General features: G+C 49.9%; 25 protein-coding genes and 1 pseudogene. 16 read left to right on the top strand and 10 right to left on the bottom strand.

From position 1 onward, the window contains the following. Positions 1-64: 64 nt before the first annotated feature. Entirely contained in the window at positions 65-2,152 is a 2,088-nt protein-coding gene (locus OGV52_RS14375) for a TonB-dependent receptor (RefSeq protein WP_287108685.1), read from the bottom strand. 432 nt (positions 2,153-2,584) lie between these two features. On the opposite strand from OGV52_RS14375, the gene OGV52_RS14370 reads away from it, so the two are divergent. The 10 genes from OGV52_RS14370 to OGV52_RS14325 all read left to right on the top strand — a co-directional run bounded on the left by OGV52_RS14370 (position 2,585) and on the right by OGV52_RS14325 (position 10,409). Then, a complete protein-coding gene (locus OGV52_RS14370; protein ID WP_137381114.1) occupies positions 2,585-4,171 on the top strand; it encodes an ABC transporter substrate-binding protein in 1,587 nt (528 codons plus the stop codon). Further along, positions 4,171-5,145: an ABC transporter permease gene (locus OGV52_RS14365; protein ID WP_287108683.1), complete on the top strand. Its 975-nt coding sequence runs from the start codon at positions 4,171-4,173 to the stop codon at positions 5,143-5,145. The genes OGV52_RS14370 and OGV52_RS14365 overlap by 1 nt, the downstream gene beginning before the upstream one ends. Beyond that, positions 5,135-5,947 (top strand): ABC transporter permease, encoded by an 813-nt coding sequence (locus tag OGV52_RS14360; protein WP_047358584.1) that lies wholly within the window; start codon positions 5,135-5,137, stop codon positions 5,945-5,947. Before OGV52_RS14365 ends, OGV52_RS14360 begins: the two co-directional genes overlap by 11 nt. Continuing rightward, positions 5,941-6,735 (top strand): ATP-binding cassette domain-containing protein, encoded by a 795-nt coding sequence (locus OGV52_RS14355; protein ID WP_016152790.1) that lies wholly within the window; start codon positions 5,941-5,943, stop codon positions 6,733-6,735. The genes OGV52_RS14360 and OGV52_RS14355 overlap by 7 nt, the downstream gene beginning before the upstream one ends. Further along, complete coding sequence (locus tag OGV52_RS14350) at positions 6,719-7,309, top strand: ATP-binding cassette domain-containing protein (RefSeq protein WP_103766193.1); 591 nt, start codon at positions 6,719-6,721, stop codon at positions 7,307-7,309. Before OGV52_RS14355 ends, OGV52_RS14350 begins: the two co-directional genes overlap by 17 nt. An 85-nt stretch (positions 7,310-7,394) precedes the next feature. Then, complete coding sequence (gene zinT, locus OGV52_RS14345) at positions 7,395-8,045, top strand: metal-binding protein ZinT (protein ID WP_016152792.1); 651 nt, start codon at positions 7,395-7,397, stop codon at positions 8,043-8,045. 140 nt (positions 8,046-8,185) lie between these two features. Further along, positions 8,186-8,824, top strand: coding sequence for a leucine efflux protein LeuE (gene leuE, locus OGV52_RS14340; RefSeq protein ID WP_016152793.1), 639 nt, complete (start codon positions 8,186-8,188; stop codon positions 8,822-8,824). A 173-nt stretch (positions 8,825-8,997) separates the two neighbouring features. Then, positions 8,998-9,360, top strand: a complete 363-nt coding sequence (gene yeaR / locus OGV52_RS14335; protein WP_005120376.1) for a DUF1971 domain-containing protein YeaR — start codon at positions 8,998-9,000, stop codon at positions 9,358-9,360. A 3-nt stretch (positions 9,361-9,363) separates the two neighbouring features. Further along, the gene (locus tag OGV52_RS14330) at positions 9,364-9,546 is read left to right on the top strand and encodes a DUF1869 domain-containing protein (protein WP_003832433.1); all 183 of its coding nucleotides are present in this window, start codon (positions 9,364-9,366) and stop codon (positions 9,544-9,546) included. Positions 9,547-9,761: 215 nt separating this feature from the next. Further along, the gene (locus tag OGV52_RS14325) at positions 9,762-10,409 is read left to right on the top strand and encodes a hypothetical protein (protein WP_047498949.1); all 648 of its coding nucleotides are present in this window, start codon (positions 9,762-9,764) and stop codon (positions 10,407-10,409) included. Between the two features lie 49 nt (positions 10,410-10,458). Here the strand turns inward: OGV52_RS14325 and fdhF are convergent, their stop codons facing one another. Then, a complete protein-coding gene (gene fdhF / locus OGV52_RS14320) occupies positions 10,459-12,606 on the bottom strand; it encodes a formate dehydrogenase subunit alpha (protein WP_075847295.1) in 2,148 nt (715 codons plus the stop codon). Between the two features lie 359 nt (positions 12,607-12,965). Between fdhF and OGV52_RS14315 the strand changes: the two genes are divergently transcribed. Next, positions 12,966-13,214 (top strand): GlsB/YeaQ/YmgE family stress response membrane protein, encoded by a 249-nt coding sequence (locus OGV52_RS14315; RefSeq protein ID WP_047498947.1) that lies wholly within the window; start codon positions 12,966-12,968, stop codon positions 13,212-13,214. A 49-nt stretch (positions 13,215-13,263) separates the two neighbouring features. On the opposite strand, the gene yoaJ is transcribed toward OGV52_RS14315, so the two are convergent. The 3 genes from yoaJ to OGV52_RS14300 are packed head-to-tail and all read right to left on the bottom strand — an operon-like array spanning position 13,264 to position 14,512. Continuing rightward, positions 13,264-13,338 carry a protein YoaJ gene (gene yoaJ / locus OGV52_RS14310; RefSeq protein ID WP_101700011.1) on the bottom strand — a complete coding sequence of 25 codons (75 nt, stop codon included), beginning with the start codon at positions 13,336-13,338 and terminating at the stop codon, positions 13,264-13,266. Positions 13,339-13,340: 2 nt separating this feature from the next. After that, positions 13,341-13,439: a YoaK family small membrane protein gene (locus tag OGV52_RS14305; protein WP_032941789.1), complete on the bottom strand. Its 99-nt coding sequence runs from the start codon at positions 13,437-13,439 to the stop codon at positions 13,341-13,343. Positions 13,440-13,486: 47 nt separating this feature from the next. After that, on the bottom strand, positions 13,487-14,512 hold the full coding sequence (locus tag OGV52_RS14300; protein ID WP_153690445.1) for a sensor domain-containing diguanylate cyclase: 1,026 nt from the start codon (positions 14,510-14,512) through the stop codon (positions 13,487-13,489). A gap of 186 nt (positions 14,513-14,698) precedes the next feature. Between OGV52_RS14300 and OGV52_RS14295 the strand changes: the two genes are divergently transcribed. Continuing rightward, entirely contained in the window at positions 14,699-14,947 is a 249-nt protein-coding gene (locus tag OGV52_RS14295; protein WP_016152798.1) for a putative hemolysin, read from the top strand. Between the two features lie 7 nt (positions 14,948-14,954). Here OGV52_RS14295 and OGV52_RS14290 read toward each other — a convergent pair whose 3' ends face one another. Further along, positions 14,955-15,302: a DUF488 domain-containing protein gene (locus OGV52_RS14290; protein WP_016152799.1), complete on the bottom strand. Its 348-nt coding sequence runs from the start codon at positions 15,300-15,302 to the stop codon at positions 14,955-14,957. A gap of 198 nt (positions 15,303-15,500) precedes the next feature. Here OGV52_RS14290 and OGV52_RS14285 point away from each other — a divergent pair, with 198 nt between their 5' ends. Further along, complete coding sequence (locus OGV52_RS14285; RefSeq protein ID WP_103766196.1) at positions 15,501-16,208, top strand: CTP synthase C-terminal region-related (seleno)protein; 708 nt, start codon at positions 15,501-15,503, stop codon at positions 16,206-16,208. A gap of 37 nt (positions 16,209-16,245) precedes the next feature. Here the strand turns inward: OGV52_RS14285 and OGV52_RS14280 are convergent, their stop codons facing one another. Further along, on the bottom strand, positions 16,246-17,433 hold the full coding sequence (locus OGV52_RS14280; RefSeq protein WP_287108680.1) for a CynX/NimT family MFS transporter: 1,188 nt from the start codon (positions 17,431-17,433) through the stop codon (positions 16,246-16,248). Positions 17,434-17,532: 99 nt separating this feature from the next. On the opposite strand from OGV52_RS14280, the pseudogene OGV52_RS14275 reads away from it, so the two are divergent. Continuing rightward, positions 17,533-18,331: pseudogene (locus OGV52_RS14275) on the top strand (AraC family transcriptional regulator). Here the strand turns inward: OGV52_RS14275 and OGV52_RS14270 are convergent. The 3 genes from OGV52_RS14270 to dgcJ all read right to left on the bottom strand — a co-directional run bounded on the left by OGV52_RS14270 (position 18,308) and on the right by dgcJ (position 20,930). After that, the gene (locus OGV52_RS14270; protein WP_016152803.1) at positions 18,308-18,754 is read right to left on the bottom strand and encodes a DUF441 domain-containing protein; all 447 of its coding nucleotides are present in this window, start codon (positions 18,752-18,754) and stop codon (positions 18,308-18,310) included. The pseudogene OGV52_RS14275 and the gene OGV52_RS14270 overlap by 24 nt on opposite strands. 137 nt (positions 18,755-18,891) lie before the next feature. Further along, positions 18,892-19,395 (bottom strand): YbaK/prolyl-tRNA synthetase associated domain-containing protein, encoded by a 504-nt coding sequence (locus OGV52_RS14265; protein ID WP_181545986.1) that lies wholly within the window; start codon positions 19,393-19,395, stop codon positions 18,892-18,894. Positions 19,396-19,439: 44 nt separating this feature from the next. Then, complete coding sequence (gene dgcJ / locus OGV52_RS14260; RefSeq protein ID WP_287108679.1) at positions 19,440-20,930, bottom strand: diguanylate cyclase DgcJ; 1,491 nt, start codon at positions 20,928-20,930, stop codon at positions 19,440-19,442. Positions 20,931-21,790: 860 nt separating this feature from the next. On the opposite strand from dgcJ, the gene OGV52_RS14255 reads away from it, so the two are divergent. Together OGV52_RS14255 and OGV52_RS14250 are read left to right on the top strand one after the other, a co-directional pair. After that, a complete protein-coding gene (locus OGV52_RS14255) occupies positions 21,791-22,399 on the top strand; it encodes a fimbrial protein (protein WP_047498935.1) in 609 nt (202 codons plus the stop codon). A 65-nt stretch (positions 22,400-22,464) separates the two neighbouring features. Further along, complete coding sequence (locus OGV52_RS14250; RefSeq protein ID WP_047498933.1) at positions 22,465-23,172, top strand: fimbria/pilus periplasmic chaperone; 708 nt, start codon at positions 22,465-22,467, stop codon at positions 23,170-23,172. The last annotated feature ends 7 nt before the right edge of the window (positions 23,173-23,179 follow it).

Raw genomic sequence — 23,179 nt, 5'->3', positions numbered from 1 at the left:
ATTTGATGAAACCCAGTGGTAGACGGGCTATCATTGACAGCCCGTCTGGTAGGAAAAAACTAAATCAGAACTGGTAGTTTAATGATACCCAATAGTTACGGCCCGGGTTTACGTATCCGGTAGTAGATTGAGCAGTCTGATAGTAATCTCCTGCGTAGGTGCTATTACGGCCCACCTGGTAAAGTTTAACCTCGCTAAAGTCTTTATCCAGCACGTTATTGACCGCCGTATTTAGCGTCAGATCTTTGGTCAGCTTATAAGACATTCCCATGTCGAGAACGGTCCAGGCTTTTAAATCCGCGCCTTTATCGTCATAGACGGCCTTTTGTACTGCGCTGAGGTTGTTGTAATTTTCGGTAAAGCGTGGGGCTTTACCGCGATAACGTGCGCTCAGCCAGGCATTCATATCTTCCGTTGCCTGCCAGTTCAGGCGAGCGTTAGCCATATGTTTTGGCGTGTAGCTTAACGGCGCGCCTTTATTGTCACCATCTTTTTGCTTGCTCTGGGTGTAGGTGTAGTTGAGGGATAAAGTCAGCACATCCGACCACAGAGGGAAGGTGCTGGCAAATTCAACGCCATCGGTCCTTGCCTTGCCGCTGTTGGTATAGCTGTTGGTATTATCATCGATAGAATACGAGACAATTTTATTTTTGTATTCGGTATAGAAGCCGGTAATGTTGGCGTTCAGCCCTGTGTCGTTCTCGTAATACAGCCCGGTTTCATAGCTGATACTTTCCTCAGGTTTTAGGTTCGGATTACCGACCGTATTCACGGTTCCTTGCGCGGTGACGCCGCTGATCCCGTTATGTAACTGGCTCAGTGATGGCGCTTTATAACCTGTCGTCACGCCGCCTTTGAGCGTCCATTCGTCGGATACGTCCCAAACCATATACGCTCGTGGGCTGAAATGACCGCCAAAGACATCGTTATGCTCGTAGCGTGTCCCTGCGGTTAAGGCCAACGAGTCGAGAATATGCCATTCATCTTCTACATAGGCCGCCCACGTTTTTTGATGGAACGTTTCGCCGGTATTGGCCAGCACCACACCGTCTTTCATCCGCGCATCCCAATATTCCCCGCCGAGGGTTAAGAGGTGCGAATCACCTAATGGCGTCAGCAGTACTGAGTCCAGAATGACGTTGGTGTTCTTCAGTTCACGTGCGTCACCGGCCCGGCCTGCGTTCTCTGGCGTGAGTGCGGAGGAGACCAGTTGTCGTCCTTTGTTCTCAGTTTCATTCCAGCCGAGGGAGGATTTCCAGGTGCCGAACGTTAAGGCGGTATCGTGGCCGAGGGTGACTTTGTTACGCTCATAGCGCAACGTTTTATCGTAACCCCCCGTCAGGTTACCCAACTGACCGTCATCGTTATCATAGCGCTGTCTGGCGGAGTCGAGATCTAACCATAGCGTATTGCTTTCATTCGTTTTCCAGTCGAGTCGCGTGCCGAAGTTATAGTTTTCTGACTCGGTAGGATAAGGTACGCGGGTGGAGGAGGTATCGCTCAGGGAGGTAACGCTGGAACCCTGACGTTGGGTGGTGCTACCCCGAACCTGCATATCCAGTACGCCAGCGATTAACGGGCCGCTTGACCAGAAGTTGGCGACCGTGCTGTTACCCCATTTATTACTCTCTTGCAGGTTAACGCCGGTATTGATGGAGGTGCTCCATTTATCGGTGCTTTTTTTGGTGATGATATTCACCACGCCACCGATTGCGTCGGAGCCATAAAGCGTCGACATCGGGCCGCGGATCACCTCAATATGATCGATTGCCGCCAGTGGAGGCATAAAGCTGGTATTCATAGCTGAGAAGCCGTTTGGCGTCACATCGCTGCTGCCGTTTTGACGAATACCATCAATCAGGATCAGGGTATAACTGGCGGGCATGCCACGAATGCTGATCTCCAGACCACCGGTTTTACCGGTGCTGCTTTCGACATCCACCCCTTCAACAGAACGCAAGGCTTCGCCTAAATCATTATATTTATTGGTTTGTAACTCTTGCTGTGAAATAACGGAGACGCTGGCGGCAGCGTTGATGATTTTCTTTTCGTAACCGGAAGCGGTTACCACCATAACATCTTCAGCAAAGGCCAGGGGACTGGAAAATCCTAGACAGGACAGAACAACAGAAGCAATAGGTTTTAAGCGCATAGTCAAACTTCCTTTGTTAAAAATTCAAAGGAAGTAAGATAATTGATGGGAATGATAATAAAAATAATTATCATTATATGTTTACATAACTTATCACTTCTGGTGTTTTTCTTGAATAAATATACATAAATTGTCATTAGTTTTAGCTAAGTAAATAGCGGAAATGACCAATAATTAGTATTTGTAATCATTAGGTTGTAATTAATTTGCCATTAATTGAATGGCTAACATTTAATCTATTTTCTGTGATTCAGAGGGTACTCAATTAGGAGTATCAGAAAAAAGTATGATAATTTTAGAAAATCGTCATACTTTTCTGCGCCGCATCATTTTTTTCGTCATTTCAGTCCGCCATAATCCCTTCCCCAGGAGACCATTTAACGGCAATGAATCGTTGAGCGGCATAAAAATAACGCAAATCTGGATAACATAATGATTAAAGGCAAGCTGGCACTGCTTACGTGCGCATTGACTCTCGCATTAACCTCACCACTTCTCGCCGCGCAAAATGTGAGCGAGGGGCAGACGTTGAAGCTGGCAATTGGACCTGAGCCAACGGAAGGGTTTGACCCGATGCTGGGCTGGAGTCATGGCAGCTATTTGCTTTTGCATGCACCATTATTAAAACAAAACGCAGATATGAGCTGGGGTAACCTGCTGACGGAAAAAGTTGAAACCAGCGCTGACGGCAAAACCTGGACGTTGACGTTAAAACCCGACCTTAAATTCTCCGATGGTTCCCCGCTAACCGCTGAAGATGTGGTGTTCACCTATAATAAAGCCGCAAAGAGCGGCGGCAAAATCGACATGGGTAACTTTACTCATGCCAGCCTGAAAGATAACCGCACGGTAGAAATCACGCTGCGCAGCCCACAGAGCACCTTTGTGAACGTGCTGGGCTCTTTGGGTATTGTTCCCGAAAAACGGTATGACGAAAAAACATTCGCCAAAAATCCGATTGGCGCGGGCCCTTATCGGTTGGTGAGTTTTCAGCCGGGGCAGCAGCTGATCGTGGAGGCGAACCCCTGGTATGCCGGTAAGAAAAATGATTTCAGTAAGCTGGTGTTTGTCTTCCTTGATGAAGATAACGCTTATGCCGCAGCGCGCAGTGGTCAACTGGGACTTGTGCGTATTGCGCCTTCGATGGCGGTTGCCCCTCAACAGCAGAATTTGAAGCTTTGGGTACGCGACAGCGTGGAAAACCGTGGCATTGTGTTTCCGATGGTTCCTGCGGGTAAAAAAGACGCCAATGGTTATCCGGTCGGCAACGATATCACGGCTGATATCGCCATCAGACGCGCCATCAACTACGCCATCGATCGTAAACAACTTGCCGATCAGGTCATGGAAGGTCATGCGATTCCGGCGTATAGCGCGGTTCAGGGCCTGCCATGGCAGGGACAGTCAGTTGCGTTCAAAGATGGCGACAGCGAAAAAGCACGGATGATTCTGGAAGAAGCCGGCTGGAAGGTGGGGAAAGACGGCGTACGTGTGAAAGACGGTAAAGAGGCTCGCCTGACTCTGTGGTACGCCAGCGGTGACAGTACGCGCCGGGATTTAGCCGAGGCCGTACGTGCGATGCTGGAGCCCGTGGGTATTCAGGTCTCGCTACAATCCGGAAGCTGGGAAACCGTTGAGCGGCATATGCATTCGAATCCGACGCTGTTTGGCTGGGGAAGCCTGGATCCGATGGAGCTTTTCCATCACTACAGCAATCAGGCCGCGGGCGTGGAATACTACAATCCAGGCTATTACAGCAATCCCGTCGTTGAACAACATCTTAAACAGGCCATTGATGCTCCGGACTGGCAAAAAGCGTTGCCTTTCTGGCAACAGGTGGAGTGGGATGGCAAGCAAGGGGCTGGGGTGCAGGGCGATGCCGCCTGGGCATGGCTGCTGAACATTCAGCACACTTATCTGGCAAATCCGTGTATTGACTTAGGCAAAGGCGCGCCGGAGATCCACGGTAGCTGGTCCCTGCTCAATAATCTGGATGAATGGACCTGGACCTGCCGTTGATGAAGTCTGTTGTAGGCCATTTTGTACGGCTGATAGTGTTATTAGTGCTGGTTGCGGCTGGCACTTTTATGCTGCTCAGCTTTTCTCCTGTCGATCCGATTCGCGCCTATATTGGCAACGATCTCCTGCACGTGCCGCCGGAACAATATGCGCGTATCGCTGCTCGCTGGGGATTAGACCAGCCGTTATGGGAGCGTTTTGGTCACTGGTTTATACGTGTATTGCAGGGCGATCTCGGCTACTCAATGTTGTTTAATGCACCGGTTGCCAGCGTAATCAAGGAGCGCTTTGCAACTTCGTTTGCCTTGCTTGGCGGCGCGTGGCTGCTCTCCGGCATACTGGGAACGGCAATGGGGTTTGTCGCGGGTCGTTATCTGAATCGCTGGCCGGATAAAGCAATCTGTCGACTCAGCTATCTGCTTTCGTCGTTGCCGACCTTCTGGATTGGCATGCTGCTGCTGGCGTTATTTGCCGTGCGCTGGCCGGTATTTCCGGTCTGCTGCGCGTGGGAGCCGGGCAACAGTGGTGATATGGCCACGCTGGCTGAGCGTCTGCGCCATTTAGTGCTGCCCGTTTGCGCGCTAAGTTTATTGGGACTTGGCCAAATTACACTTCATACGCGGGAAAGTATCGCCAGCGTGATGAAAAGCGATTTTGTCCGTTTTGCGCGTTCTCAGGGAGATAAAGGCTGGTCGCTGTTGCGTCATCAGGTTCTGCGCCACGCTATCACGCCCGCGCTGTGCCTGCAGTTCGCCTCGCTGGGAGAACTGCTGGGCGGCGCACTGCTAGCGGAAAAAGTTTTTGCTTATCCGGGACTGGGACAGGCCACTATTGATGCCGGATTACGCGGCGATCTGCCGTTACTGATGGGAATTGTGTTGTTCAGTACCGTGTTAGTGTTCATTGGCAACTCGCTGTCTACCTGGCTTGTCCATGTGTTGAACCGTGCTCTGGAGCGACCTGATGCTCTATAATCCGACGCCGACGCTGATTCGTCTTCTGCTCTCTTTTAGCTGCCTGCTATGCATTGCGGTGTATGGCGCAGCGACGCTGGATAACCCATTGAGCGTTAATCTGCTTGCCCGTCATTTACCGCCTGATGCGCTGTATTGGTTTGGCACCGATAACCTCGGTCGCGATCTGTGGATTCGTTGCTTTCAGGGCGCGTTAACCAGTCTGCAAATTGGTATTGGCGCGGCGTTGTGCAGCGGTTTCATCGCATTACTGATGGCAGCGGTTTCACGTATACATCCGCGTCTGGATGTACTAATGCGTCTGATTACCGATGCCATGCTGTCAATGCCGCATCTGCTGTTGCTCATATTGATCTGTTTCACGCTGGGTGGCGGAAAAAATGGGGTGATTATGGCGGTTGCGTTGACCCACTGGCCGCGTCTGGCGCTAATCCTGCGTGCCGAAGCGCAGCGCGTGGCCCACAGTGACTATCTGACATTGACCTGGCGTCTGGGACACGGACATTTTTACTGCTGGCGGCATCACTATCTCCCGGCATTGTTACCCCAGTGGTTAACGGGAACCTTGCTGATGTTTCCCCACGCGGTGTTGCACAGCGCGGCGTTGAGCTTCCTCGGTTTTGGGCTGGCGCCGCATGAACCATCGCTGGGCCTGTTGCTGGCTGATGCGCTGAGGTTTATCAGTCATGGCGACTGGTGGTTAGTGCTGTTTCCCGGGCTGATGCTATTCAGTCTGGTTATGTTATTCGATCAGCTCGCAAGGGCAGTGCATCGTTTATGGTTACGAGGTGACGCATGTTGAGTTTAAGACAGGTCTCGCTGGACGTGGCGCGTTATCGCTGGTACGGCGCGAGAAACTGGTCTTCGCTGTTGCAGGATATCTCTTTCGACGTAGCGCCTGGTCAGATGGTGGCGTTAGTCGGGGGAAGTGGGGAAGGTAAAAGCCTGTTGCTGCAATGTCTGCTTGATCTCTTACCGGACAATTTGCGCTTCAACGGCTCCATCACCCTGGAGGGGAAAACGCTGGACAGTGATGATATTCGCAAATGTCGTGGCAATACTTTCAGCTATGTCCCGCAAGGTGTTCAGGCGCTTAACCCGCTGCTCTCGATTGAAAAGCATCTGCGCAGGGCAAGTCAGCTCTCCGGCCAGGCCTGGAATGCCGGAAAAATTGAACGATTGCTCCAGCGTAGCCAACTGGAAAGTCGCGTATTAGATGCCTTCCCACGCCAGCTTTCGGGGGGGATGGCGAAACGTGTTCTGGCCTGTCACGCGTCGCTGAGCCAGGCTCGCTATATTCTAGCGGATGAAATTACCGCCTGGCTTGATGCACCGCTGGCTAATCAACTGCTTGAACAGCTACGCGAGCAATGTGAGCAAGGGGCTGGCGTTTTATGGGTAACGCACGACCTCACGCTGGCCGCTCGCCACGCGGACCGCATTGTCGCGCTGCACCAGGGAAGGGTGTCGGATAACGTCAGCCGGGAACAGCTGTTACGCGGAGAGATCAGCGAGCATCTGCAACGCCAATGGCGGGCCCTGCCTGAAAGAAATCAACTTTTTGGAGAGCGCGATGCTGTGCTGTCGTGAAGTGACGATTTGTCAGGGAGGAAAGGTGCTATGGCAAAATCTGAACTTCTCTCTGCGCCCCGGAGAACGCATTGGGGTTTGTGCACCCAGCGGAACCGGCAAAACAACGCTGGGACGCGTACTGGCGGGCTGGCAAAAACCGACCTCGGGTGACATTCTGGTTGATGACCAACCGCTGCCAATGCACCAGTATTGCCCGGTGCAACTGGTGCCACAGCATCCGGAATTAACCTTTAATCCGCGGCGCAGCACCGGCGATGCGGTTCATGATGCCTGGCGACCTGATGCTGAACTGCTTACCCGTCTTCACATCAACCCTGAGTGGTTAACCCGCCGTCCCGGACAGCTTTCTGGCGGTGAACTGGCGCGAATTGCTTTACTTCGCGCGCTGGATCCGCGGACACGTTTTCTTATTGCCGATGAAATTACCGCCCAGCTCGATCCTTCCATTCAAAAAGATATCTGGGTATTGCTGCTTGAAGAGTGCCAGCGTCGGCCATTAGGTATGCTCATTATCAGCCATCAGCAGGCTCTGCTTGATCAGCTCTGCTCCAGAAAACTCATTGAAGCGTGAGGCAATAACGTGCGGTAATGTCTATTGATTAAATTGTTACGTTATATTATAACAATTCGCTCGCAAACGATTTGAGGGTGAAATTTTGGCTATTCGTTTTAACAAACTGACAATCGCTCTGGGGATGCTTTTGGTCAGTGGGCAGGTTTTGGCCCATGGTCATCATTCCCATGGTGCGCCGATGAGTGAAGCAGAACAAAAGGCGTCGGAAGGGGTATTTGATGATAACCAGGTGCAGAACCGGGCGCTGTCCGACTGGGATGGCATGTGGCAATCTGTCTATCCGTATCTGGTCAGTGGCGAACTTGATCCGGTTTTCAAAAAGAAAGCGGAGAAAGATAAAAGCAAAACGGCAGAACAAATTAAAGCTTATTACCGTACAGGCTATGCAACCAATGTAGACACCATCGGCATCGAAGATGGCGTGATGGAATTTCACACCGGTAATCAGGTCGCATCGTGCAAATACGATTATGCCGGGTATAAAATCTTGCACTATAAATCAGGCAAGAAAGGTGTACGGTATCTGTTTGAGTGTAAAGCCGCTGACAGCAAAGCGCCTAAATACGTGCAATTCAGCGATCATATTATCGCGCCGCGTAAATCGAGCCACTTCCATATCTTTATGGGAAATACCTCGCAGGCTGCCTTGCTTGAGGAGATGGAAAACTGGCCTACCTACTACCCTTATCAGCTGAAGGGCGAAGAAGTAGTGGATGAGATGCTGCACCATTAATCTGGGCTAACCTTATCTGTACACACCCGCCACCAGTGGCGGGTTTTTTTAATTAATAACCTGCTCTTTCCATCACCTGTCGCATTCGTTAGCATATTGTATCGCAGCAAGTGCATGTGTTTTTTCAGGAAAAGGTTAACGTGTTCGCAGAGTATGGAGTTCTGAATTACTGGACGTATCTGGTGGGGGCTATTTTTATCGTGCTGGTACCGGGGCCAAATACGATATTTGTGCTGAAGAACAGCGTCGGTAGGGGAGTAAAGGGGGGTTATCTCGCCGCCAGCGGTGTGTTTATTGGTGATGCCGTGTTGATGTTTTTGGCCTATGCCGGTGTTGCTGCATTGATTAAAACAACGCCCGTTTTGTTCAATATCGTTCGTTATCTTGGCGCTTTCTATTTACTCTATCTTGGCGCGAAGATCCTGTATGCAACACTGAAATCGAAAGCAAGCGACGCCGCGCCCGAGGAAGTCCCGTTTGGCGCTATTTTTAAGCGCGCATTAATCCTGAGCCTGACCAATCCCAAAGCTATTCTGTTTTATGTGTCATTCTTCGTGCAGTTTATTGATGTCAATGCGCCGCATTCAGGGCTGTCATTCTTTATTCTGGCTATTACGCTTGAGATAGTGAGCTTTTTCTATCTGAGCTTCCTTATTTTCTCCGGCGCGTTTGTGACGCAATATATCCGTACGAAGAAGAAACTGGCGAAAGTGGGGAATTCCCTTATCGGCCTGATTTTCGTTGGTTTTGCCGCCCGTCTGGCCACGCTTCAATCGTGATGCCGTCGGCCCGCTGATAGTGGCGGGCCTTTAATATTGCGCTCTGCTTTTCATTTATAATCGTACGGTTATAACCAATAAATGGTATTTTAAATGTATATTTTGAGGCGTACCCTGTGTACAGCAGCGGTTCAATATGACTCGCTGGTTGTCGACTGGAAAAGGGAAGAAAAATGCTTCAAATTCCACAGAATCATATCCATACACGCTCTACGCCATTCTGGAACAAAGAAACGGCGCCTGCCGGAATTTTCGAACGCCACCTTGATAAAGGGACCCGAGCCGGGGTTTATCCTCGACTTTCGGTTATGCAGGGGGCGGTCAAATATCTCGGATACGCAGACGAACACAGTCCGGAGCCAGTAGAGGTGATGATTATTGAAGCCGGTCAGTTTGGCGTTTTTCCACCGGAAAAATGGCATAACATCGAAGTGATGACCGACGACACTTACTTTAATATCGATTTTTTCGTCGCCCCGGAAGTTCTGATGGAGAGTGCAAATCAACGAAAAGTCGTGCGCACCGGCAAGGAGTAAATAATGGGGAAAGCAACCTATACCGTAACCGTGACCAATAACAGCAACGGTGTTTCTGTTGATTATGAAACAGAGGCGCCAATGACATTACTGGTGCCGGATGTGGCAGCAGAAGTGGTCAAAGATCTGGTCAATACCGTGCGTTCGTACGATACCGAAAATGAGCACGAAGTCTGCGGGTGGTAGGCATTAGTCACTGCTACTGATTGAATATATTAGTTTTTAATCTAAAAAATGCACTGCGCTTTGACGGCGCAGTGCGTTTTTTTTCTGGGCGAAGCAGGGAAATATCCTGAAAGGATTCCTTAAGAATACCTTAAGAGATTCGCATTGATTGCTAATAGTTGATCATTCACAGGGGTTATGATCGCGAAACAGATATAAAACAGAACATCGCGCTTATGAAACTCAATACCCGACTTACATTACCCACAATCATTCTCGGATTAGCCATCGTGGCGATCCCGTTCGCCGCGAACTGGCATCTCCCGCTACTCAACGGTACTGTCGTCAGCTGGATTGAAAATGGCCAGGCGCTATGGCTGCTGTTTGGTGCCATATTTACACTCAGTTACATCAGGCCCTTATCACGTCCCGAAGGCGAGAAGCAATTTTGGCTTTGGGCGGCAGCGTGGTGGCTGGTATTACTGGGCCGAAGCACAAGTTGGGGCCGCGATTATTTTCCTGAGCATCCTAAACTCCTGTTCCGGGCTATCTCAGTGGTATTGATTGCCATGATTATTCTGCCAGTGCTGATTTCGAAGCGCTTACGCCAGGATATTGCCCGTCGCTTGCGCAATGAACCGCTACCTCTGTGGCTGTTAGCGATCACCACCTGTGCATTTTTGATCTCCGATACGGTAGAGCATCATCGTCTGCTGGCTCCCATCTTTCTGCACAATGCTCAGTATGGCGATCTGATTGAAGAACTGTACGAACTACCGTTTATGGCGGGATTGTTTCTGATGAACCTCGGCTTTATGCGGCGGGATAAGCAGGAGGAAGCTGCATCCATCCGCTTCAGTGAACCACAGCTGGCGAAGTCATGAGACAAGGCCTGAGTCTGGAAAGCCAGACTCAGGCGATGATGGCGGTGACTTACGCAATAGCCTCACACAGACGTGACTTCATATCGCTATACGTTTGTGCGGCATATTTTTCTGCCCACCCCTGATCGGTAATGTGCTCAATATTTACGGCGCAATATTTGGTTTCCGGCGTTTTCGAAATAGGATCGAGATTGTCCTGGGTTAACTCGTTACACGCGCCAATCCACCATTGATAGGTCATATAGACCGTTCCGACATTGATGCGCTCGGAGACATCCGCGCGGCTGATGACCTTACCGCGGCGCGAGCTGACCCATACCAGATCGCGATGACGAATACCCATTTTTTCAGCATCATGGGTATTGATTTGCACATACCCTGGCTCGTCTGCCAGTGCTTGCAACGCTGCGCAGTTGCCGGTCATCGAACGGCAGGAGTAGTGCCCAACCTCACGCACGGTACACAGCACCAGCGGATATTGCTCATCAGGAACTTCTGCTGGCGCTCGCCACGGTGCGGCAAACAGTTTGCCTTTGCCATTGGCGGTATCGAACTGGCTGTGCGCGTAAAGGTAGGGCGTACCAGGACTATCGAGATCCGGACATGGCCACTGAACATGACCCATCTCACCCATTTTCTCATAGGTCACGCCGTAGAACAGTGGACACAGCTCGCGCATCTCATCCCAGATTTGCTGGTTATTTTGATACTGCATTGGATAGCCCATTTCGCTGGCCAGCAGGCTGATAATCTCCCAGTCACGCTTTACATCACCAGTGGGTTCAATCGCTTTCTCAAAACGCTGGAAACCGCGATCGGCGCAGGTAAAGACGCCACCGTGTTCGCCCCATGAGGTGGCTGGCAGGAGGACATCGGCCATTTCCGCCGTCTTGGTCATGAAGATATCCTGCACGACGATAAAATCGAGCGCGTTAAATCCTTCGCGGACCAGACCCAAATCGGCCTCGGTTTGCAGCGGATCTTCTCCCATGATGTAGTAGGCTTTGATTTTGCCTTCGATAGCCAGATGCGGAACTTCGGTGATGCGGGTCCCAACCTTGTCATCCATCTGATTAACGTCAATGCCCCATGCGGTGGCAAATTTCTCCCTGACGGCGAAATCGGTTACGTCCTGATATCCTGGAAACTGGTTAGGCAGCACCCCCATATCGCACGCGCCCTGCACGTTATTTTGCCCGCGCACCGGGCCAACACCGACGTTAGGGCGTCCCAGATTTCCGGTCAGCAAGGCCAGGCTCGACAAACCACGAACCACGTCAACGGCCTGACCAAACTGGGTAACGCCCATCCCCCACATCACGGTGGCCGATGGTGCCGCAGCAAATGTACGCATCGCCTGACGAACCTGCTGTGCGGGAACACCGGTTAAATGTTCAACGTCTTCAGGCGCATACTCCTTAACGGTTTCCCAGTATGTTTCCAGTCCTTCCGCATGCTTTTGTACATACTCGCGATCGTAGAGTTGCTCCTCGATGAGAACATGGCCAAACGCGTTGACCAGCGCCATATTGCAACCGTTTTTCAACTGCAAATGTTGGTCAGCGATACGGGCAGTTTCAATACGGCGTGGGTCGCAGACAATGATTTTTGCGCCGTTCTGGCGAGCTTTAATTACCCGGCGGGCCACAATTGGGTGTGAATCGGCACAGTTATAACCAAAGATCAGCAGGCATTTTGAGTTTTCAATGTCGCTGATGGAATTGCTCATGGCGCCATTGCCTAACGTCTCCTGTAACCCGGCCACGGAAGGGCCGTGACAGACGCGGGCACAGCAATCGACATTGTTGGTATGGAGCACGCCACGTGCGAATTTTTGCATCACGTAGTTGGTCTCATTCCCTGTTCCACGGGAAGATCCGGTGGTCATGATGGCACGAGGGCCATAGGTATTTTTGATTTCAGTTAAGCGTTTTGCGGTGTAACGAATGGCTTCATCCCAGCTAACGGGAGTGAATTTTCCACCTTTTTCATAACGGATCATCGGGCGAGTCAGACGGGGAGTCAGAAGGCGTGTGTCGTTAAGAAAGTCCCAACCATAATAGCCTTTCAGGCATAACTGATTTTGGTTCGTTACACCCTCTGCGGCCTCAGCGCGGATGATTTTGTTATTCTCAACAACAAGCTTGAGCTTGCACCCGGCCCCACAGTATGGGCATACACTGGTGATTTTTTTCATCAATAACAGACCTGTTAAATGCTGAAATAGCGCGAATTGTAGACGCAGTCACGCGATACGTATCGCGGACTACGATGTGTCGTAGTGACGGGCTGTTTAAGCATAAAGTGTGCCAGAAGTGAAAACCCAGCAATAGCAGGGGCTGACGGCCAAAGCGTTAGGCAGAATGACTGACGATTCGACATTAATGACGAGGCGCGACAAAATTAGTCTGCCGGTCAGCGGTGTAACCTTATGAAACATCAGAAAAAGATGAAAAACAGAAGTGATAGCGATCACAAATTTTAATTTTTCAGCGCTATGCTATGCTTTTATACGACGAGTGAATCGTTAATTTAAAAACATAAGTGAGGGAAATTATGGGCATTATTTCATGGGTGGTTTTCGGTCTTATTGCTGGGATTTTGGCAAAATGGATTATGCCGGGTAAAGATGGCGGCGGATTCTTTATGACCATTATCTTAGGGGTTGTCGGTGCGGTAGTGGGTGGCTGGATCAGCACCTTATTTGGTTTTGGTAAAGTCGATGGTTTCAACTTCGGCAGTTTCGCCGTGGCGGTGATCGGTGCGATTGTGGTGTTGTTTATCTACAGAAAAATCAAAAGCTAAGTAAACATACAGACAATAGAGGCCACTAATATGTGGCCTTTTTCTTAGGTCACCACCAGCCGAATTCTGTTCCCAGAACGACGATGATAGCCACGCCAATCATAATAAGCGTTGTTTTTTTCATCGTTATGCTCCCGGCGCAGCGTAGCCGCCAATAAAAAACCAGGATAAGAAAACGACAGCGGAAATGAAAATGATGACGGGGAAAATAATACCGAGTCGCATACGATTATCTGCCAGAGTTATTTAAAGACGGGTTAGCATAGCAGGGCTTAATGTACGACAAAAGTGGTTTTATCCTGACGCTTTTTATCCTTGTACATTGCGCTGTCTGCGAGGTGAAGCGCGCAGTTTACATCAGTCTCCAACGGATTAATTTCCACCACGCCCAGACTGGCGCCAGGATAAAATAGATGAATGTCACCCAGGTGGTAGTCACCGCAAATTTGCTGTTGTAGCTGATTTTTCACCTGCTGCAGGCGGTCCCGCGGATCCCTGTCATCTTCCGGTGACAGGCTCGCGACTAAAAATTCGTCACCACCCAGTCGGCCAAGGATATCATTGTCACCGCATTCGCTAAGCAGACGTTGACCAATCTGGATCAGAAACTGGTCGCCAACCTCGTGGCCAAAGCGGTCATTGATCAATTTGAAATCATCCAAATCAATATAGGCAAAAATAATCTTCTGCCTGAGATGTCGGGCAAGGGAAAAAAGAGTTTCAACATTTTCAAAAATGGCGCGCCGATTCGGTAATCCGGTCAGGGCATCGGTGTAAGAGTGCGCAATCAGCGCGGCATTCGCTTCGCGTAACTGAGCAACCAGCGACTCTTTTTGAATTGACTGGGCGATGAGGCCTGCAAACAGATGTAACACCTGTTCGCCACGTTGGCTTAATGCGTGCTGGTGGCGACTGGTGGCGCAGAGCGTACCGTAAAACGTTCCGTCGGGAAGATGAACCGGCGTGCTCAGGAAAGTGGTTATCTCCAGCGCGCGGGCGGCGGTACACTCCGGCCAGCGAGCGGGAACGTTGTCGCTGTACAGACAGTTTTCGTCTATGGCGCGTTTGCATAGCGTCTCATCCCAGGGTACGGACAGCCCTTCAGGGATCTGCATCTGCTTGCTATTGCGCGCATACAAAATATGCTGCAGGCGGGCATCTAAATCGACCTTGGTTAAATAGGTGGATTCCATCTCAGTCACCACTTCCAGCATCTCCAGAAGTTGCCGAACCAGGCTCTCAACTGACTGCTCCGTGGCTAAGGATTGTGAGACTCTGGCAAGGATCATGTCCGACATGAGGTGTAAATGCTCCTGAGTAATGACTGGGCTAACGTGGCCCGCATGATAGAACATCAAGATGAAAGATGAAACACGCCATCCCGCTCAAAACTTAAACATTAAATTGAAAGCTGACAGTAAAACATGGAGATAGATGGAAAGTCGGGGTAACCTGCCGGGATAAGGTTTTTAACAGGAGTCGATATGAAACTGGCGTCTATTATTTTGCCCGGCTTGTTGGTGCTAGCGGGATGTACCACTCAGCCCGAAGCCCCCAAACCGCCGAAGATTGGTCTGGCGAATCCGGCATCGGTATATTGCGAACAAAAGGGCGGCTCGCTGATTGCGGTGCAGACCCCGCAAGGCGTAAGGTCGGACTGCAAATTACCGGGCGGGGAAGTGATTGATGAATGGGCGCTCTGGCGCAGAGATCATCCGACAACGGGCAAATGAAATCCGGTTAGCATTGACGTATCCATTCAGCCAGCACCAGCGCGTGGTTTTGCTGGGTGTTTTTCGCCGCATACAGTAGCGTTAAGGTTTGCTGTCGGGCAATCTCTGCGAGACGCTTTCCTTCCTGCTGCTGTAGGGCCAGTTCAGCGCGATATTGCTCGGAAAAGTGTGTGAAATCAATCAATTCTGCGTGGAACGCCTTGCGTAAATCAGATGACGGCGTAAGCGCTTTATTCCATTCGTTAAAAATAAGGTCGGTCTTTTTTACCCCGCGAGGCCACAGCCTGTCGACCAGTACGCGATAACCATCATTTTTTTCTGCTGGGTCATACACGCGTTTACATTGAATTTTCATCTTTTCATCTGCTCCATTAATCCACTGCTTTGATATATTTCGACACCTTTATTACGGTTAAATAAGATCGTAAAACGTGACAATTGTAACATTCTGCCCGTCCTGACTCCCAATTTAAGGGATTGTGATACCAACAAAAAATCGGTAGGCTGAGGCTCCTTATATTGTCCCTCATTGTCTGGACATAAGGAAAGCTTAATGGAAATTTCCCCGTTTAAAGATACGCTTCGCATTGCGCTGGTGGGTGATTACAGCCCTGATATTGTGGCGCATCAGGCCATTCCTCTAGCTATCGATGATGCCGCTGCCGTCCTGGAATTAGTGGCTGATTATGACTGGCTAACCACCTCTGATATTAGCAGCAGTGAAGATCTGATTGGCTATGATGCTATTTGGGTCGTTCCTGGCAGTCCATATCGGCACCTGGAAGGCGCACTGATCGCGATACGCTACGCGCGTGAAAACAGCATCCCATTCCTCGGGACCTGTGGCGGTTTTCAACATGCGATTCTGGAGTATGCCCGCAACGTGCTGGGCTGGAGTGATGCTGCCCATGCGGAAACGGATACCACGGGGAGGATGGTCATCGCACCGTTGACCTGCTCGCTGGTAGAAAAAACGGATGATATTGAACTGAGGGCCAATACGCTGATTGCCAAAGCCTACGGACGGGGTGTTATCTCCGAGGGGTATCACTGCAACTATGGCGTATCGGAAGATTTTGCCGCCGAGCTTGAGAGCGGTGATCTTCGTGTGACTGGCTGGGATGAGGCTGGTGATATCCGTGCCGTTGAGCTGGTGACGCATCCTTTTTTTGTCGGCACACTCTTTCAGCATGAACGTGGAGCGCTGGCGGGAAAACCCGTGCCGTTAGTTCAGGCAATGCTGCGCGCTGCGCGAGGATAAAAAAACGGGCAGGTTGTTCCCAAACCTGCCCGCTGCATTATGCGCTTGCGATCTCCCGATTACGCCCTGCGCACAGACCAAACACTGCCATCAGTATCGCTAACACGGCGACCCCAGCTAATGGAATCAGCCAGCTACCATTGAGGTCGTGAATCTTACCCATCAGCGGTGGCCCACAGGCAGCCAGTAAATACCCGACGGATTGTGCCATGCCGGACAGGGCCGCGGCCTGATGCGCTGAGCTTGCGCGCAGGCCAATAAAGGTCAAACCAAGGATCATTGTGGCGCCTGAGCCAAAGCCAAACAGTATGGTCCACAGCAAAGCCTGCCCGGGCATTACCGCGAATCCGGCTGCGCCGACGGCGCACATTAACGAAACCAGTGCGGCGATGGTGCGCTGATCCTTAAATCTGTTCAGGACTAGAGGGATCAATAACCCCGGCGCGGCGGTTGCCAGTTGCAGTAAACCATGTAACGAACCGGCCTGCGCTTCGCTGTAGCCGTGGCTGATTAAAATGGCGGGTAGCCAGCCAATGATCACGTAGTAGATAAGTGAATTGATCCCGAGAAACAGCGTCACCTGCCAGGCGAGGCTCGAGCGCCAGATCGCGCGGGAATGCAAAGCGCGCGAGTTGCTCAAACTGGCATTGGCCGTCTGGCGACATTGGGGTAACCAGATAATCAGCGCCAGCAGCGGAAAGACCATCAGTACCATCAGCGCACCGCGCCAGCCAAACCCGTTCAGCGCCAGCGGAACCACAATAGCTGAACCCAGTGCCGCCGCTGCGCCCATAGTCAGCGAGTATGCGCCAGTGAGTTTTGCCACATGCTGAGCAAAATCACGCTTAATCAGCCCAGGTAACAGCACATTTCCCAGCGCGATTCCGCAACCAATGATAGCTGTGCCGCTAAACAGGAAACCTGGCGTGGGCAGAGAACGTATCGCAATACCTGCGCAAATCAGTAGCATTGCGGCAAACAGGCTGCGTTCGATACCCCAACGGCGTGCAACGGCGGCGGCCAGAGGCGATACCAGTGCGAAGGCCAGCAGCGGCAGGGTGGTCAGAAGTCCCGTCTGGGCGGTACTCAGGCCGTAGTCGGTGCGAATTGCATCCAGCAACGGGGCGGCTCCGGTAAAGGTGACGCGCAGCGTGGTGGCAATCATCAGGATCCCCGCGATCAGCCAGGCTGCGTTTTTGCCGCGGGAGGAAGGCATATTTGTCATTTTTTTCTCATATCGTCAGGCGAGGCGATACTTTAGCGTTTTTACTCAATGGATGAATCAAGCTAAAATGACAGTTTATCGCTAAAAACGGACATTTTTATGTTAGGACTGAGGCTGGATGGGTATGAGCCCGACCTTTACCACGATGCGGCGGTGGCGTTTTGTATTCAGGCCCGGGAAGATGAACTCTTCAGTCCGCTGCATCAGCACCGTAAGGGGCAGTTGATTCTGGCCTTGCATGGCGCGATCACCTGTGAGGTTGAAAATGCCATGTGGATGGTGCCTCCACAATATGCGGTATGGATCCCCGGTGAAATTCCACACAGCAACCACGTTACCGTTGGGGCGCAACTGTGCTTTTTGTTTATTGAGCCGCAGGCAGTCGTGATGCCTGAACGCTGCTGCACCCTGAAAATCGCCCCATTATGTCGGGAGCTCATTCTGGCGCTGGCGTCCAAAACGGATGATCAACGGCTGGAGCCGTCTACCCAGCGGCTGACGCAAGTGCTATTTGATGAACTCCCGCAGCAACCGCAGGAGCAAATGCAGTTGCCGGTTTCCGATCACCCGAAAATCCGCAGAATGGTCGCGACGATGGCGCGGGAGCCCGCGCAGTGGCAGACGCTGGGACAGTGGGCCAGCGTATTTGCGATGAGTGAGCGGAACCTCGCCCGTCTGGTCGTTAAAGAAACGGGGTTGAGTTTTCGCCGCTGGCGTCACCAGCTTCAATTGATTCTGGCGCTGCAGGCGCTGATAGATGGTCATAACGTGCAACAGGTTGCGCACATGCTCGGTTACGATTCGACCACGGCATTTATCACCATGTTCAAAAAAGGCCTGGGACAGACGCCAGGCCGTTATCTGGCTGGACTGGCTACTGCTTCCCAACAATCAATGACACCAGACCTGCCGCAATGAGCGGTCCCACCGGCACACCGCGAAATAGCGCCACGCCCAGAACTGTACCCACCAGTAAACCGGCCACAAGCTGAGGCTGGCTACCCATGAGCGTGACACCGCGCCCGCCAAGCCAGGAGACGAATACCCCGATGGCAATAGCGACCAGTGATTTCCAGTTCACAAAGGAGTGGATGAGCGTGGAGGGGGGGAGCGTTCCGCTGGCGATCGGCGCCATGACGCCAATGGTTAGAATTATAATCCCGACGGTCAGGCCCTGTTTTTCTATCCATGGAAAGAAAGTATTCAGAGGGGTAACACGGACAATGATCAGCACCAGAATTGAAACAGCGACAGTGGTGTTGTGGCTGACAAAGCCCAGAGCTGCCAGTCCGAGCAGGATCAGCAGAGTGACATCAAACATCGTAGTTTCCTTGCCAAAAGAAAAAATAAGCCTGCTTACTGTACGCGTAAACGCGTGACGGAACAGGCTTTTTTTAATGATTATGATTTTTTTTGGGCTAATGCACGATGCTACGTTTTTACACCTGACTCGGGCGGCTATTGTACGCGGCGGAACGGGAGTAATTCCGGTTGCGCGATACGCAGGTAATCTGCGGTATCCATAATCACGGATTTTTCCAGCACTCCGGCATTGAACGCAATTTCATTAAAACGCTCAAACAATAGCGGATCGGCGACCAGCTTAAGTTTTGGATGGAAGCTAAACGGTGGGATAGCGCCGAATACGCAGCCAGTCAGTGCATCGACTTCCGCCGGGCTGGCAAGTGATGCTCTTAACCCGCCGATATGACTGGCTAACAGGCCCAGGTCGGCCTGCTGGTCGGCAGAAAGAATCGCCAGGACATGCTGATTAACGCCGTTGCCTTTGACCTTACAAACCAGCGCTTTTGCTCCCTGGCCCAGTGCGGTACCGCGAATTTCAGAAACCGCTTCACATTTGCCGACCGCTTCATGGCTTACCACGCGATACGTCGCGCCTTGTTCTGACAACAGCGAAATTAAACGCTGATGCGTTGCGTTACCTTTGTTCACTTCCGTCATGACTTACTCCTGGTACAACAATGAAAATCCTGTCAGAAAAATGATTACGCATCCGCGCGTTTTTTCTGTTTGTTCAGGTAGAGCTGTGCATCGGATGCTTTGTAGGCATCATCAATGGTGTCGTTTGGCTGCATATTATAAATCCCTGCGGAGAAGCTGATTGCTCTATCTTGCGCAATAATTTGTAAGTTATAGCGAATCCTCTCCAGCAGACGAGGCGTTAATTCAGCGGGGTAATCGATGAGGATAATGCAAAATTCATCCCCACCGAGGCGGATGGCATAGTCGTTTTTGCGAATCGAGGTTTGAATGGCTCTAGCCAGAATGGTGATAATGCGATCGCCTTCCTTATGCCCCAGCGTATCATTAATGACTTTTAGTTTATCGCAATCAATGGCGATAAAGGTCACGAGGGTGCCCGCGTTTACCAACTGCAGTAAACGTTGTTCGAGCGTCGGCGTTAAAATTTTGCGGTTGTAGAGCCCGGTCATCGCGTCACTGATATTTTCACGCGTGACGTTGTGATACAGCCGAAAATGCGTTCTGACCATATTCAGCAACAGTATTGTCGCCAGCAGGTAGAAGGCGAATACTTTCCAGGAGGAGACAATAAAGTACATAAAATCAAGCGATAAGGTGATGCGTATACCGCCGGGCATGTCCTCCTGGTAGTGAACATAGCTAAACAGGTTGTTCTCACTTTGGTGAACGAGTATCTCTTTACCTGAGTTGATGTCCGAAAGCGTCACGTTAAGATAGCGCCAGACGAGAGGGCGGTCGCTGGTATAGAAAATATTCTTTAAATTCTCTTTGTTGATATCCACCATCACCACGCCTTTTAGCTTACCGGCATAGTAGACCGGTGTTAAAAAGCTCATCACTTTTTTCTCGGTCAGGTTATCTTCATAAATACGGGAGATTACCGTGCGGCCAGTGAAAATACCGTCAATGTCATTCTGGTTGATACCCAGGTTTCCTTTTTGCAAAAACGACCAGTTGTGTATCGCAAATTTCCGCGAGTCGACCAGATCAAAGAAATAGACGTAGTTATTTTTGAGATCGACGTAATATCGAAATTTATACTCCTGCATACCTAACCCATGACCGTAATCTTTCTGCTCACGATTAACGTTTACCGCCCGGTCAAAAGAGGGCAGTAGAAATATGTCTTCAAGTTTCTCGCTACATTTTGTGGTGGGGGTTTGCAACGTACCGTGTAATGGTAGGTAGTTATGCTGGGTGAGGTTGAGCCCATGAGTGCCGTTAACGCTGTCGAAAGCGTTGCAAAGTGCTTTTTGTTGCTCGATAGAAGCGGGTACCTGGGGGGATGAAAATGTGCGCATCAGATGGGCTGCAATACTTTGATTAGTATACTTATCATAGAGAAACGATGAGTCGGCTTTCTCATTGATATAGCGCATGTACGCATTCATTGCTTTATCGCTGGCAATGAGCTCATAAACTAAAAAAGAAAACGTCAAAACAACGACGCTGACGGAGATAAAGAGCCTGAGCGCTTTATGATGCAATTGCATAATGATGTACAGCCCTGTAAGTCTGATACTTCAGTCTATCACACGCCATACATCCGCTCTAACGCTACTGGGAAGGGCATTTTGTAATAAAAATCATTCGCGTGTGTTCTTAGTCAGCCAGGGCAAAACCCGTCAGCGTCCGGGGGCGTTAAAGCAACAGAGTGTTTACCATGCTGATACGGGCATAAAGATGGGCAGAAGTTATCACTAAGGTCGCTGATAACAACGTTATCTATAAAAGCCGAGAGGCAGATTGCTTGCAATGGAGAGTCAGACATCCAGTGACTCGTTTATTGTTCTGGGTTGGGAGGAATATAACGGCGGTGGTTATTGTTCCTAATGTATATGTTTTATTAATGATAAGGTAAATAAGTTGCGACAATAAAATTGTTTTCAAATATCTTATATTGTAATTGTATCAATATTTTTTTTAAATTCATCTCGTGAATTTATTCATGAGATCGATTGATCTTGGATTTATTCCTAAAAATAGAGTGTATTTCATCTATTGATGTCATAGGTTTTTCTATTTATAAATTATATTATGTTTTCTTTAACTAATTGTTTTAACTTATTATTTTATTTTTTGTGTGACTTTTTTTCTATGTTTTAAGTGAATTTTAAATACGGTCTGTGAATGCTTTCATATATATTTTGTAGCGTGTCAATTGGTTGCAATTTACATCCATTAATATAATAATGTGCTCACGGCGTTACCCTTAATAATCTTTGCTACTGTTTTTGATCTACACCGCTATTGCGGGCTGCAGTGGAACTAAAATGTGGTGCTTTTGTATACGCCAGCATAATGCACGGTAAGTATTAGTTATATTTTTTGTAAATAAATGGAGTTATGAATTATGTGTCGTTCAATTATTAAAATTGCTCAGGTTGCTGCATTGGTTGCAGGTGGTTTAAGTGCGGTGAATGCGATGGCGGCTGATGGCCAGATTCGTATTAATGGCGAAGTCATTAACAAAACGTGTGCTGTGGCGATCAACGGTGCACCGACTTCTACTTTGCTGCAGATTGATCCGATTGCTGCTGTGGATCTGACGGATTCTGTGGCGGCCGCGAATGGTACCACTTTGAAAGCTTCTCGAGATATGCGTACTGTAAATATCACTCTGGAAGGCTGCGTGATGCCAGCCGGTAAAACCGGTGTTGCGGTTAGCTTTGATTCTACTGGTTATGCGGACTCAGGCACCAGCACCTATCGTAACGTCCTGCTGGACTCCGTCAATACCATGGATACTGCTGCTAAAGGCGTGCAGATTGGCTTCACTAAAGACGCTGACCTCTCCAACAAACTGGCGATGGATCTGAATACTATCGATCCAGCGGATTATAAAAGTACAACGACGAATGCCCAGACCTACAGTTTTAACACTCGTTATGTCCAGACGGGTACAGATGTTGTCGCTGGTGATATCGAAACGGTAGCTACCTTCAGCGTAGTTTACCAGTAATTATTGATTAAGACTGAGGCGGCAGTTTTTATTGCCGCCTTATTTTTCAGAGAGTAATAAATTAAATGTCCATCAAATATTTATCTGCAATTATGGCCGCGACTTTGGCCTTCAGTTCGTCTGTATGGGCCGATGTCGTCATTAATACCACGCGTGTGATTTATAAAGAAGCAGCCAAAGAAGTTAACGTTCGCCTGACCAATGAGGGGCCGCGTCCACTGCTGGTGCAGTCATGGTTGGATGATGGTCGTGCAACGGAATCGCCGGAAAATATCGATCTGCCATTTATGTTAACACCTCCGGTGTCACGTATTGATGCGAAGAAAGGCCAGACGCTGCGTATTTCTAAAATGGACGCCAGTTTGCCGAAAGATCGTGAAAGTATTTATTATCTGAACGTGTTAGAGGTTCCGCCAAAAGCAAAAGGTGAGGCTGCTGGCAATAATAAATTACAACTGGCATTTCGTACTCGGATTAAGATGTTTTATCGCCCAGATGCTTTACCCGTAAAACCACAAGATGCGGCAGGTAAGGTTGAATGGCGTGCGGAAAATGGCACATTAGTTGCAAAAAATAACTCCCCTTATTATCTGACCTTCAATATGATGAAAGTTGGTAATAATTCGGCGAAGCCAGGAATGGTTGCACCTTTTGCAACGGAAAAGTTCACATTTGATAACAAAACGTTTAAAGCAGCTGTAGGAACCAATCTGACGTATAGCTATATTTCGGATTATGGTAACGATGTAGAGGGTACTGCTGTTATCAAATAGTATTTTT

This window comes from Citrobacter sp. Cb041, assembly GCF_030336655.1.
Classification (GTDB): Bacteria; Pseudomonadota; Gammaproteobacteria; order Enterobacterales; family Enterobacteriaceae; genus Citrobacter; species Citrobacter braakii.
Note: the sequence above shows the minus strand (reverse complement) of the source record. Positions and strands in the feature narration are given on the sequence as shown.